The following is a 14,928-nucleotide window of genomic DNA, read 5'->3' as shown; positions in this document are numbered from 1 at the left end:
ACGTTCGAGGGTACGAGTCTTGCCCACCCGTCGCCCGACCACCACCCCTCATCGATTCGCTACGCGAACCTGTCTTACCGCGAATTCGCCGCTCGGGTGCACCGCCTGGCTCGGCACCTGATCGACATCGGGGTCGGCCCCGATGCGATGGTCGCGCTCGGTATGCGCCGCTCGCTGGACCTGGTCGTCGGCATGTACGCGGTGACCGTGGCCGGTGGCGCTTATGTGCCGCTGGACCCGGACCATCCGGCCGACCGCACCCGTTACGTGCTGGCGACGGCCGAACCGGTGTGCGTGCTCACCACATCCGGCGACGCGTTCGACGCGGGCGATACCACTGCCATCGAGATCGACGCCCTGGATCTGTCGGCCTACTCCGACGCGCCGGTGACCGACGCCGAGCGGCGCTCGCCGCTGCGGTCGTCGAACACCGCGTACGTGATCTTCACCTCCGGCTCCACCGGCCGCCCGAAGGGTGTCGCGGTCAGCCACGGCGCGATCGTGAACCGGCTGGTGTGGATGCAGGCCGAATACGGTCTGGACGGCACCGATGTGGTGTTGCAGAAGACCCCCGCGACCTTCGACGTGTCGGTGTGGGAGTTCTTCTGGCCCTTGCAGATCGGTGCCAGGCTCGTCGTCGCCAAACCGGACGGTCACCGCGACCCCGGCTACCTGGTCGAGCTGATCACCCGCGAAAACATCACCACCGCGCACTTCGTGCCATCGATGATGTCGGTCTTCGTCGCCGCATTGATGGCGTCGCCGGCGGGCCCCTCGGCGGTCACGCAAGCTACCGCCTCCGGGGTCGTCGCCGACGAATGCACAAGCCTGCGTAATGTTTTCGCCTCCGGCGAGGCATTGCCCGCCGTGACCGCCCAGCGCATGCGGGAGCTGACCGGCGCCCGGCTGCACAACCTCTACGGCCCGACCGAGGCCGCGGTCGACGTGACCTATCACGAGATCACCGAGGCCGACACGGTGTCCGTGCCGATCGGTGCCCCGGTGTTCAACACCCAGGTGTACGTGCTGGATTCGCGGTTGCATCCGGTTCCGGTGGGCGTGCCGGGTGAGCTGTATCTGGCGGGTGTGCAACTGGCTCGTGGGTATGTCGCGCGGGCGGATCTGTCCAGCGACCGGTTCGTCGCGAACCCGTTCGGTGCGGGCGGCGCTCGCATGTACCGCACCGGTGACCTCGTCACCTGGACCGAGGGCGGTGAGCTGGAATACCTCGGCCGCACCGACTTCCAGGTGAAGCTGCGTGGTCTGCGCATCGAACTCGGCGAGATCGAGGCAGCGCTCACCGCCGTGGAATCGATCGCCCAGGCGGTCGTGGTGGTGCGTTCCGACGACCGGCTCGGCGAGCAGCTGGCCGCGTATGTCATTGCCGCCGCTGATCATTCGATCGATGTCGAGCAGGTGCGTTCCGAGGTCGGCGGCGAGCTGCCCAGCTACATGGTGCCCAACGCGTTCGTCGTGCTCGACGCGTTCCCGCTCAATGCCTCGGGCAAGCTGGACCGTAAGGCGTTGCCCGCCCCGGTCTTCGAGGTCAAGGCGTTCCGCGCCCCCTCGACACCGATCGAGGAGACCGTCGCGGAAACTTTCGCCGATGTGCTCGGTGTCGGCCGGGTCGGCCTGGACGACGACTTCTTCGAACTCGGCGGCAACTCGCTGGTCGCCACCCAGGTGACCGCGCGGATCGGCGCCGCACTCGACACCAGGCTGGCGGTGCGCGATCTGTTCGAGGCATCAACGGTGGTCGCGCTCGCGGCACGGGTGGAGAGCATCGCGGGCTCCGGCCGGGCCCGCCCGAGACTGACCGCGGGCGAGCGACCCGAGCGGGTCCCGCTCTCGCCGGCCCAGCGGCGGTACTGGTTCCTCAACCAGTTCGACACCGACACTTCGGCCGTCGACAACATTCCGCTCGCGGTGCGGTTGTCCGGCGCGCTCGATGTGCACGCATTGGAGCAGGCGATCGGCGACGTGTTCGCCCGGCACGAAATCCTGCGGACCATCTACCCGGGTTCGCCCGAGGGGCCGCACCAGGTGATCCTGCCGGTGCCGCGCACCGGGCAGACGCTGGAACCGATCGAGACCGACGAAACGGAGCTGATCGGCCGCGTCATCGCCTTCGCCATGACGACTTTCGACGTCACCAGCGAGGTGCCGTTGGCGGTGGCGCTCTACCGCATCGCCGACGACGAGCAGGTGATCGCCTTCGTGGTGCATCACGTATCCGCGGACGGCTCCTCGATGGGGCCGCTCGCCCGCGACCTCATGGCCGCCTACGTCGCCCGGGTCGCGGGTGAGGCTCCGCAGTGGACCCCGCTGCCGGTGCAGTACGCCGATTACGCGCTGTGGCAGCGCGCGGTGCTCGGTTCCGAGGAGGACGCCGAATCGACGGCCGCTCGTCAGGTCGCGTACTGGCAGTCGGCCTTGGCCGGGCTGCCCGACCAGCTGGAACTGCCTGCCGATCGGCCGCGCCCGCCCGCGCAGTCCTTCCACGGCAAGGCTATTCGTTTCGAAATCTCGCCGGAGCGCCACGTTCGCCTCGCCGAACTGGCACGGGCGAACAATGCCTCGTTGTTCATGGTCGTGCACGCGGCGCTGGCGGTATTGCTCGCGCGATTGTCGGGCACCGACGACATCGCTGTCGGCACCCCGATCGCGGGTCGTGGTGAGCGTGAACTCGACGATCTGATCGGCATGTTCGTCAACACCCTGGTGTTGCGCACCCGGGTCGAGGGCGACGCTCGCTTCAGCGATCTGCTCGCCGAGGTACGCGAACGGGATCTGCACGCATTCGACAATGCCGACGTGCCGTTCGAGCGGCTCGTCGAGGTGCTCAACCCGGTGCGCTCCACCGCACGCAACCCGCTGTTCCAGGTGGGTCTGTCATTCCAGAACCTGGCCGAGACCGCGTTCGAGCTGCCCGGTCTCTCGGTGAGCCCGGTGAATTTCGATTCCCAGCTCGCCAAGACCGATCTGCACGTGACGCTGTATGACCGCTATGCGGAGGATGGCACCCCTGCGCAGATCATCACCGAATTCGGTTATGCCACAGACCTGTTCGACGAGGCGACCGTGCAGGGCTTCGCGGACCGGTTCGTGCAGGTGCTCGACGCCGCGCTCGCCGACGCGGACGTCCGGGTCGGCGATATCGACTTGCTCGCGCCGGAAGAGGGCGCGCGGATCCTGACCGAATGGAACGACACCGACCACGAACTCGATACCACCGCGACTCTGGTGTCGTTGCTGGACGCGACGGTAGCGACTACGCCGGATGCGGTGGCCCTGGTCGTCGACGGCCCCACCGATACGCCCGACCAGCTGACGTACGCGCAGCTCGACGCGCGGGTGAACCGGTTGGCGCGCTACCTGATCGAACGGGGCGTCGCACCAGAGGATCGGGTGGCGCTTGCCATTCGCCGGTCCGTCGACCTGGTCGTAGCGACCTACGCGGTGGTGAAGGCGGGCGCGGCGTACGTGCCGATCGATCCGGAGCAGCCTGCCGAACGCACGGGTTACATTCTGGCCAAGGCCGCTCCGATCTGCGTATTGACCACCGAGCGCGACGGTTTCGAGCATGTGAGCTCCGATATCGTCGCGATCGACGCGCTCGACCTCACCGCGTACTCGGCGCGACCGGTGCTCGACGCGGACCGGCTGCGCCCACTTCAGGCCGCCAATACCGCGTACGTGATCTTCACATCGGGTTCGACGGGGCAGCCGAAGGGTGTCGCGATCACGCACGGCGCGGTCGTGAACCAGTTGCTGTGGGAGATCGCCGAATTCGGCCTCGGCGCCGACGACGCGGTGTTGTTGAAGACTGTCTCGACCTTCGACGTGTCGATCTGGGAATTCTGGACCGCGGCGCTGAGCGGTGGCCGACTGGTGGTCGCCGTCGCCGACGGCCAGCGCGATCCGGCGTACCTGAACGCGTTGATGCGGACGACGGAAGTGACCACGCTGCATGTGGTTCCGTCGATGCTGGACGCACTGCTCACCGAATCCGGTGGGCGCCTGGCCGGTTCGCTGCGCCGCGTCCTGGCGATCGGCGAGGCGCTGCCCGCGGCCACCGCGCAGCGCTTCCGTCGTGACAATGCCGCCGAGCTGTTCAATCTGTACGGACCGACCGAGGCCGCGGTCTCGATCACCAACCACCTCGTTACCGACGCCGATTCGGTGTCGGTGTCGATCGGCCGCCCGGAGTGGAACAGCCGTGTCTACGTGCTGGATTCGCGGTTGCGTCCGGTGCCCGTCGGGGTGTCGGGTGAGCTGTATCTGGCCGGTGTGCAGCTGGCCCGCGACTACTTCGGCCGCCCGGATCTGACGGCCGATCGGTTCGTCGCGAATCCATTCGAGGTCGGTGCGCGTATGTATCGCACCGGCGACCTGGTGGCGTGGAACGCCGATGGCGAATTGGATTATCGGGGCCGTACCGATTTCCAGGTCAAGATCCGTGGCTTCCGTATCGAGCTCGGTGAAATCGAGGCCGCGCTGCTGCGACAGGATTCGATCTCCGCGGCGGCAGTGCTCGCGCAGACCGGCTCGAGTCTCGGTGACCGTCTTGTCGCCTATGTGGTGCCCGCGACCTCCGGCGATGTCGATGTGCCTCGGGTGCAGACCGCGCTGAGCGCGGAACTGCCGTCGTATATGGTGCCGAGCGCCTTCGTCGTGCTTGCTGCCCTTCCCCTGAACGCCAATGGCAAGCTCGATCGAAAGGCATTGCCGGAGCCCACCTTCGAGGTTGCCGCCTTCCGCGCGCCGACCACGCCGATCGAGCAGATCGTGGCGAATATCTTCACCGAGGTGCTACGCCTGGACGAGCGGTCCGAGCCCGCGTCCCGTCGACTCGGGCTCGATGACGATTTCTTCGCCTGGGGCGGCAACTCGCTGCTGGCGGCCCAGGTCGCCGCGCAGTTGGGCGCCGCGCTGAACACGAGGGTGCCGGTGCGGTTGCTGTTCGAGGCATCGACCGTCGCCGCGCTCGCGGTGCGGGTCGAGCAGCAGGCGGGTGCCGGCGGTCGTCGCGCATTGACGGCGGGGCCGCGCCCGGAACGTATTCCGCTCTCGCTCGCGCAGCAGCGGATGTGGTTCCTCAACCGCTTCGATACCGGGTCGGCGGCCTACAACGTGCCGATCGCGGTGCGGTTGACCGGTGAGCTGGATGTCGCGGCATTGCGGCAGGCGATCGCGGATCTGGTCGGCAGGCATGAGGTGCTGCGCACGGTCTACCCGTCGGTCGACGGTGACGCGGTTCAGGTGATCCTGCCGCCCGCGCGGGCGATCCTGCCGCTTGCCGAGCACACCATTACCGCCGACCGTGTCGAATCTGCCGTGGTCGAACTGATTTCGATGCCATTCGACGTCACCGAGCAGGTGCCGGTGCGGGTGGCGCTGTTCGAGATCGACGGTGCGGCAACCGAATACGTCATCGCTATGGTGGTTCACCACATCGCGGGTGACGGTTCGTCGGTCGGGCCACTCGTGCGCGATCTCATGACCGCCTATGTCGCGCGGTCGATGGGGGAGGCGCCGAACTGGTCGCCGCTCGAGGTGCAGTATGCCGACTTCAGCATCTGGCAGCGCGAACTACTCGGCCGCGAGGACGACCCGGACTCGCTGATGTCGAGCCAGGTGACCTACTGGCGGACCGCGCTTGCCGAACTGCCCGAACAGCTGGATCTGCCTACCGATCGCCCGCGTCCGGCGACGCAGACCTTCGCGGGCGCCACCGTGGTGGTCGGCGTAGACGCCGATACCCATCGCGGCTTGATCGAGGTGGCCCAGTCCGAGGGCGCGACCCTGTTCATGGTCGTGCACACCGCGCTCGCGGTGCTGCTTTCGCGGTTGTCGGGTACCGAGGACATTGCGATCGGTACCCCGATGGCGGGTCGCGGCGAGGCCGCGCTCAACGACCTGATCGGTACGTTCATCAACACCCTGGTGTTCCGCAGCCGGGTCGATGTCGGCGTGGCGTTCACCGAGTTGCTGGAACGGCAGCGCGATACCGATATTCAGGCGTTCGCGAATGCCGACGTGCCGTTCGAGCGGCTCGTCGAGGTGCTCAACCCGGCACGCTCGACGGCGCGGCATCCGCTGTTCCAGGTGGGCTTGTCGTTCCAGAACCTGGCGATGACCACCTTGGAGTTGCCGGGACTCACGGTCGCGGGTGTGGACTTCGACAGCGGGATTTCGCAGTTCGACCTGCACGTGATCCTTACCGACACCTATGACGAATCGGGCGCGCCCTCGGGCATCAAGGGTGTGTTCACCTATGCCACCGATCTTTTCGACCGCGCCACCGTCGAGGGCTTCGCGGATCGTTTCGGGCGGCTGCTCGGCGAGGTCGTCGCCGCACCGCAGACCGCGGTGGGCGATCTGGAACTGCTCGCGGCCACCGAACGGGCACGCACCGTCCTCGACTGGAACGACACCGCCCATGAACTGGCGCCGGAACTGCTGCTGGATGGCTATCGGCGTGCGGTCGTGGCGCGTCCGGATGCGGTTGCGGTGTCCTACGAGGGTGCTGAGCTGACCTACCGTGAGTTCGATGAGCGGGTGAACAAGCTTGCGCGCCTGTTGATTTCGCGGGGTGTCGGTGCGGAATCGTTGGTCGGTCTCGCGGTGCGGCGTTCGCTGGATCTGGTGGTCGGCATGTATGCGATCGTGACCGCGGGTGGCGCTTACGTGCCGCTGGATCCCGATCATCCGGCCGAGCGCATCGCGCACATTCTCGATACCGCCGAGCCGGCCTGCGTACTGACGACGACGGTGGATCAGGTGCCGGTGCCCATGGCCGAGGTAATCATCCTCGACACCGTCGACCTCGACCCGTATGCCGGCCATCCGGTCACCGCCGATGAGCTGCTGCGACCGGTGTCGCAGGCGAATCCGGCGTATGTGATCTTCACGTCCGGTTCGACCGGTCGGCCCAAGGGGGTCGCGGTTTCGCACGGGGCTATCAATAATCAGATCGAGTGGATGCTGGCGGAGTATCCGCTCGATCCCGATGATGTGTATTTGCAGAAGACGGCGACGACGTTCGATGTGTCGCTGTGGGGTTACTTCATGCCGTTGCGTGCGGGCGCGAAACTGGTTGTCGCCACCCACGACGGCCATCGAGACCCGGCCTATGTGACGCAGATGATCGCGGCCAACGGGGTCACCGTCACCGACTTCGTGCCATCGATGCTGACGGTATTCGCCGCACAGCTGACACCGGGTTCCTGCCCGACACTGCGCGATGTGTTCGTGATCGGTGAGGCACTGCCGCCGGAGACGGTGACGGCGTGGCGGGCGGTATCGGATGCCGAGTTGCACAACCTGTACGGGCCGACCGAGGCCGCGGTCTCGGTGACCTACTGGCCCGCGAGCGGCCGGGACGAGCGCACCGTGCCGATCGGCTTGCCGCAGTGGAATGTTCAGGTGTTCGTACTGGATTCCCGGCTGCGTCCGGTGCCATCGGGTGTCGCCGGCGAGTTGTACCTCGCCGGTGATCAGCTGGCGCGTGGCTATGTGGCCCGTCCCGACCTCACCGCGGATCGGTTCGTGGCCAACCCGTTCGCTGAGGGCACGCAGATGTACCGCACCGGTGACCTCGTCGTCTGGCGCGACTCGACGGGCGAGGTTTCCCACCGACTCGAGTACATCGGCCGCACCGACTTCCAGGTGAAGTTCCGCGGCCAGCGCATCGAGCTCGGTGAGATCGAGACCGCGCTGCTGGCCCAGCCCGATGTCAGCCAGGCCGTTGCCCTGGTCGCGCAGTCGGACCTGGGTGATCAGCTAGTGGCATACACGGTGCCGCAACCAGGGCGCGTCATCGAGCAGGCCGGTCTGTTGGCCGGTATCACCGATGTACTGCCCGCCTACATGGTGCCCGCCGCCATCGTGATCATCGACGCGTTCCCCTTGAACGCGAGCGGGAAGCTCGACCGCAAGGCGTTGCCGGCGCCGGAGTTCACCAGTCGCGAATTCCGTGCTCCCGCAACACCGATCGAGGAAATCGTCGCGAGTGTGTTCGCGGATGTGCTCGGTGTCGACCGAGTCGGCGCGGACGACGACTTCTTCGCACTCGGCGGCAACTCGCTGATCGCCACCCAGGTGACCGCGCGGCTCGGTGCCGCGCTGGACACGCGGATGGCGGTGCGCGATCTGTTCGAGGCATCCACGGTGCGGGCGCTGGCCGCCAGGGCCGAACACAAAACCGGAACCGGCCGGGCGCGGCCCGCGCTGGTCACCGGGGCACGGCCGGAGCGGGTTCCGCTCTCGCCCGCGCAGCAGCGGTACTGGTTCCTCAACCAGTTCGATACGACCGCTTCCGCGGTGGACAACGTCCCGTTCGCGGTGCGGTTGTCCGGTGCGCTGGATGTCGAGGCGTTGCAACAGGCGATCGGTGACATCTATGCCCGCCACGAGGTGCTGCGCACCACCTACCCGAAGGGTGATGACGGCCCCTACCAGGTGATCGCGCCCGCCGCGCAGGTGACGCCGCAGTTGCGTGTTGTCGATATCGCCGAATCGGAGCTGATCGGCACGGTCATCGAGTTCGTGCTCACCACCTTCGACGTCACCACCGAGGTGCCGTTGAAGGTGGCGCTGCTGCGGTTGGCGCCGCAGGAGCACGTGATCGCGTTCGTCGCGCATCACGTGTCCGCGGACGGCGCGTCGATGGGGCCGCTGGCCCGCGATCTGATGGTTGCCTATGTGGCGAGGGCCAATGGTGACCTGCCGCAGTGGGCGCCGCTGCCGGTGCAGTACGCCGATTACGCGCTGTGGCAGCGTGCCGTCCTCGGTTCCGAAGAGGATCCGGAATCCGTTGCGGCGCAACAGATCGCCTACTGGCAGTCGACGCTGGAAGGTCTGCCGGATCAGCTGGAGCTGCCTGCGGATCGGCCGCGCCCGCCCGCGCAGTCCTTCCGTGGCAGTGCGGTTCGCTTCGAGATCTCCGCCGACCGGCATGCGCGGCTGCAAGAAATCGCCCGGGCGAACAATGCCTCGCTGTTCATGGTCGTGCACGCGGCGCTGGCGGTATTGCTCGCGCGGTTGTCGGGCACCGATGACATCGCCGTCGGCACGCCCATCGCGGGTCGTGGCGAACGTGAACTCGACGACATGATCGGCATGTTCGTCAACACCCTGGTGTTCCGCACCAGCGTGTTGCCCGACGACCGCTTCGCCGATCTGCTTGCCAGGGTGCGCGAACGCGATCTGCAGGCGTTCGCGAATGCCGACGTGCCGTTCGAGCGCCTCGTCGAGGTGCTCAACCCGGTGCGTTCGACGGCGCGCAATCCGCTGTTCCAGATGGGTCTGTCGTTCCAGAACATGGCCGAGACAACCTTCGAGCTGCCCGGATTGTCGGTGAGCGCTGTCGATTTCGGTGCGCAGCTGGCCAAGACCGACCTGCATGTCACCGTCTTCGATAGGTACGCCGAGGACGGCATGCCCGCGGAGATCGTCGCCGAATTCGGTTACGCCACCGACTTGTTCGATGAGTCGACGGTGCGCGGATTCGTCGATCGGTTCGTGCGGGTGCTCGACGCGTTCATCGCCGACGATTCGGCGACGGTCGGAGAGATCGATTTGCTCGCGCCGCAGGAGAGTGCCCGGATTCTCGGTGCGTGGAATGACACGGCGTATGAGGTTGATTCGGCGGCGACGTTGGTGTCGATGTTTGATGCGATGGTTGCGGCGGCGCCGAAGGCTGCGGCGTTGTTGTCTGATGAGGTTGTCGGTGAGCGTGTGGAGCTCACTTATGGTGAGCTTGATGCGCGGGTGAATCGTTTGGCGCGTTTCCTGATCGAGCGTGGTGTTGCGCCGGAGGATCGGGTGGCGTTGGCGATCCGGCGTTCCATCGATCTTGTGGTCGCTATGTATGCGGTGGCGAAGTCGGGTGCGGCGTATGTGCCGATCGACCCGGATCAACCTGCCGATCGTGTCGAATACATTCTCGATACTGCGGCACCGGTGTGTGTGTTGACCACAGGTCGTGACGGATTCAGCGCGGCGGGGTTCGACACTGTGGTGATCGATGAGTTGGATTTGTCGGCTTGTTCGAGCGTGCCGGTGTCGGCGGGTGAGCGTAATGGTGTGTTGAGCGCGGCGAATACCGCGTATGTGATTTTCACTTCGGGTTCGACTGGTCAACCGAAGGGTGTCGCGGTCTCGCACGGCGCGATTGTCAACCAGTTGCTGTGGAAGACCGCGGAGTTCGGTCTCAATGCTGGTGATGCGGTGTTGTTGAAGACCGCGGCGACGTTCGATTTGTCGGTGTGGGAGTTTTGGTCGGCGGCGGTGTCGGGTGGTCGGCTTGTTATCGCGGCGCCGGAGGGGCATCGTGATCCGGCTTACCTGAATGAGTTGATGGCTGATGAGTGGGTGACCACTTTGCATGTGGTGCCGTCGATGCTGGATGCGTTGCTCTCCGATGGGTTGCCTGATTCGTTGTGGCGGGTGCTGGCTATTGGTGAGGCACTGCCTGCTGGTGTGGCTCAGCGGATGCGGGAGGCGTATCCGCGTGTCGAGTTGTTCAATCTTTATGGTCCGACCGAGGCTGCGGTTTCGATCACCAGTCATCGTGTTACCGCCGCTGATGTGGTGTCGGTGCCGATCGGTGTGCCGGAGTGGAACAGTCGTGTGTACGTGTTGGATTCGCGGTTGCGTCCGGTTCCGGTGGGTGTGTCGGGTGAGTTGTATCTTGCGGGTGCGCAGTTGGCGCGTGGGTATTTCGGTCGTGCGGATTTGTCGGCGGATCGGTTTGTTGCGTGTCCGTTCGGGTCGGGTGTGCGGATGTATCGCACGGGTGATGTGGTGGCGTGGAATGGCTTGGGTGAGTTGGAGTATCGGGGTCGTACCGATTTCCAGGTGAAGATTCGTGGTTTCCGTATCGAGCTCGGCGAGATCGAATCCGCGATCCTGCGGCAGCCCGCCGTCACCTCGGCGGCGGTGCTCGCGCACACCGATCCCGGCCTCGGCGATCGACTTGTCGCCTACGTCGTGCCCGCGACCGAGGAGTTCGATAAGCGCGCACTGCAATCGGCACTCGGTACCGAACTGCCGTCCTACATGGTGCCGAGCGCGTTCGTTGTGCTGGATGCGCTGCCGTTGAACGCCAATGGCAAGCTTGACCGAAATGCCCTACCAGAACCCACTTTCGAGCAGGCTGTCTTCCGTGCGCCCGCGATCGGCGTCGAGCAAAAGGTGGCCGCGGTGTTCGGCGATGTGCTCGGTGCCGAGCGGGTCGGTGCCGACGACGACTTCTTCGCACTCGGCGGCAATAGCATTCTGTCGATCCAGCTGGTCTCGCGCGCCAAGGCGCGGGGCGTGGTGTTCAGCGTGCGTCAGGTGTTCGAGCAGCGCAGTGTCGCCGGTCTCGCCTCGATCGCCACGCTGACGGCGGATGTCGAGCCGCGACTGCCGGAGCTACCCGGTGGCGGCGTCGGCCCGATTTCGCTGCCACCGAGCGTCGCGTCGGCGCTGAATCACGCGACCCATCGGCGGTTCTCGCTGTCGACGACACTGCGCCTGCCGGATGCGCTCGACCACGATTCGCTGGTCGCGGCGATTGCGGCGCTGTTCGACGGCCATGATGCCCTGCGCACCCGGATCCGCCGGGTGGAGGAGAACTGGGTGTTCGAAGCACTCGACAGCGGGCCCGATATCGCCGGGCTCGTGCGCGAAATCCAGGTCGAGGGAGGCGAACCCGCGCGATTCATCGAGAACGAACGCTTCGCCGCCGCTGGACGACTCGATCCGGTCAATGGAGTCATGGCGCAGTTCGTGCGCTTGCGCTTCACGGCCGAGGACCGTGCCGACGAACTGTTGGTCATCGCGCATCGCTTCGCCGCCGACGGCGTTTCGCTGCGGATTCTGATCGCAGATCTGGAGCGGGCCACGGCCCAGCTGGTGGCGCGGCAGCCAGTCACATTGCCCGAGACCGGTACCTCGCTGCGGCGCTGGGCGCACGGCCTGGCCGACGAGGCCACCGTTCGCGCCGCTGAACTGCCGTTCTGGCAAGAGGTTTCGCGCACTGCGGATCCGCTGTTCACCGCGCGCGGTTTCGATCCGGCGATCGACACCGCGGCCACGGTATCGCGGGTTTCGGTCGAATTGCCCGCTGAGGTCACCGATTCGGTGCTCTACACGATTCCGCAGCTGTATCGCGGCGGTGCGTCCGATGCTCTGCTGTCGGCACTGGCGATGGCACTGGTGCGCTGGCGTGGCACCGACGGGCCGGTACTGATCCGGCTCGACGGTGACGGCCGCACGGCGGTGCCAGGCGCGGAACTCTCGCGCACCGTCGGTCCGTTCACCACCTCCTATCCGGTGCGCCTCGACCTCGGCGGAGCCGATCTGGACGACGCGTTCACCAGCGGTGCCGCGATAGGCGACATCGTCAAGGCGGTCAAGGAACAGCTGCTCGCGGTACCGGATCACGGTGTCGGCCATGGGCTGCTCGGGCAGCCGGAGCTGGGTCAGGTCGCCTTCCACTTCGCGGGTCTGCCGCCGCTGTCGATTACCACCGGCTGGGATGCCTCGGCACCGGCCGGCGCGGCGGTGGACATCGAAGCGAGTGTCCTCGATACTGCCGATGGTCCGAAGTTGGCCGCCACCTTCGCATTCCCGGCCGGGCTGCTGAGCGCGGCACGGGTGCGGGAACTGGCGCGGCACTGGGCGGACGCGCTCACCGCGCTGGCCGAGCACGCGCAACGGCCGGAAGCCGGTGGCCTCACGCCGTCGGATATGCCGCTGGTTCGGGTCGGCCAGACCGATATCGAACGCTGGGAGCAGGCGTACCCGGGGCTAGAGGAAGTGTGGCCGGTCTCGCCACTGCAATCCGGTCTGCTCTTCCACGCCCTGATGACCACCTCCACCATGGACGTCTACACCATGCAGGCCGTGGTGCATCTGAGCGGAACCGTGTCGGCCGACCGGCTGCGCGCCGCCGCGCAGGCGATCATCGACAGGTACCCCAACCTGCGCACCGCCTTCGCCACCGACTCCGACGGCCAGCCCGTGCAGGTCGTGCTCGATCGGCTCGAAGTGCCTTGGCGCGAGGTCGATCTCACCGATCTGCCGGAGCCGGAGCGGGCCGAAGAGTTGCGACGTCGGCTGGTCGCGGACCGGGCGGACCAATTCGATATGAGTGTCGCGCCGTTGGTGCGCTACACCCTGCTGCGCACCGGTCCCGAGGACTGGCACCTGGCAATCGCCACCCACCATGTCCTGCTCGACGGCTGGTCGATGCCGCTGCTGATGCGGGATCTGCTGGTGCTCTACGCGGTGCACGGCGATCAGGCCGCGCTGCCGCAGGTGGCCTCCTACCGGAGCTTCCTCGACTGGCTCGCCGAGCGTGATGTGACCGCGTCGCTGCGATCGTGGGCCGACGCGCTCGATGGCGTCACCGAGCCGACCGAACTCGCCGCACCGTTGCGTGCTGTCGAGACCTACGAGACCCGCAAGCTGGTCACCGAGATCGACGCGGACCGGACCAGGCAGATCACCAAGCACTGCGCCGAACTCGGCGTCACGGTGAACACGCTGGTGCAGGCGGCGTGGGGCATTCTGCTCGGCAGGCTGACCGGCCGCGACGATGTGGTGTTCGGTGCGACGGTGTCCGGCAGGCCCGCCGAGTTGCCGGGCGTGGAATCGATGGTCGGCCTGTTCATCAATACGTTGCCCGTGCGGGTACGCGTTGATGATCACGCGACCATCGACGACCAACTGAAGCGGTTGCAGCGCGAACAGGCCAACCTGCTCGATCACCACTATGTCGGGCTCACCGACATTCAGCGGGTGGCCGGTGCCGGTGCACAGTTCGACACACTGGTGGTGTTCGAGTCGTACCCGATCGACCGCGAGGCGATCGCCGCGGCGAGCTCGATCGACGGTATGTCGGTCGTCGACGTCGGTGTCGAAAGTGCCTCGCATTACCCGATGACACTGCAGGTGCTGGCCGAGTCCACCCTCGAGTTCACCCTCGAATACCAGGTCAGCCGGTTCACCGCCGACGAGGTGGAAACCCTGTCCGCGCGGCTGATTCGGGTGCTCGAGGCGTTGCTCGCCGATCCCACCGGGCTCGTCGGGGATATCGACATCCTCGACAGCGACGAACGCGCCCGACTGCTCGCCGAATCGGGTGTCGCGGGCGCGGCCACCACACCGGATGCGGGACGGGTCGGTGCTCGCACGGTGGCGAAGGTGCTCGCCGAGGTCGTCGAGGCCGATCCCGAGGCGCCCGCGCTACTGGTCGATGGCGACGAAATCGCCTACCACGTCCTGGATCGCCGCTCCTCGCAGCTGGCCAGAGTGCTCATCGATCGCGGTGCCGGTCCCGGCGATATCGTCGCGGTGGGGCTGCCGCGCTCGATGGACGCGGTGGTCGCGGCATGGGCCGTGCAGAAGGCAGGCGCCGCCTGTCTGTTTGTGCGGTCCGCTGCCGAGATCGATGGCGCGGGAGCCACTTTCGGCATCACCCTGGATCCGGTGGATTCGGCCGGGCTGCACTGGCTGGTGCCGTCCGATCCACAGACACAGGCCGAATTGGCCGCCGCGCCAACTCATCCCGTCTCCTACTCGGATCGGGTCCGCCCGCTCGCCGAGGAGCATCCGGCCTTCGTCCTGCATACCGATGGTGTTTCGGAAGTGCTCAGCCAGGTCGAGGCGCTCGACCGAGCCGCGCGGGTCCGCGACGAGAACAGTGTCGACTACGAATCGACCACGTTCACCACCGCGACCACCGGCCCGGTGGCCCTGCTGGAGTTGCTCGTAGCCGCCACCGCCGGCGCCCTCTCGGTGCTGCCCACCAACGGCGACATCGCCGAGGACCTGGCCGACGGCGAGGTCACCCACTGGTTCGTCGCCCCCGGCGAACCAACCGATGCGACCGAGGAGGCCGAGGCGGCGATTCGCATCGTGGTTGTTGAGTAG

Annotated in this window: 1 protein-coding gene (only partly in view); it reads left to right on the top strand. The window is 66.6% G+C overall.

Features of this window, described 5'->3' with window-relative positions; translation table 11 throughout:
* On the top strand, window positions 1-14,928 hold the end of the coding sequence (locus LKE06_RS03020; RefSeq protein ID WP_227997015.1) for a non-ribosomal peptide synthase/polyketide synthase. Its footprint begins 28,806 nt before the window's first position; 14,928 of the gene's 43,734 nt are visible here — the last part of the coding sequence; its start codon lies off the left edge, out of view; its stop codon occupies window positions 14,926-14,928.

The organism is Nocardia australiensis, from assembly GCF_020733705.1.
Classification (GTDB): Bacteria; Actinomycetota; Actinomycetes; order Mycobacteriales; family Mycobacteriaceae; genus Nocardia; species Nocardia australiensis.
Note: the sequence above shows the minus strand (reverse complement) of the source record. Positions and strands in the feature narration are given on the sequence as shown.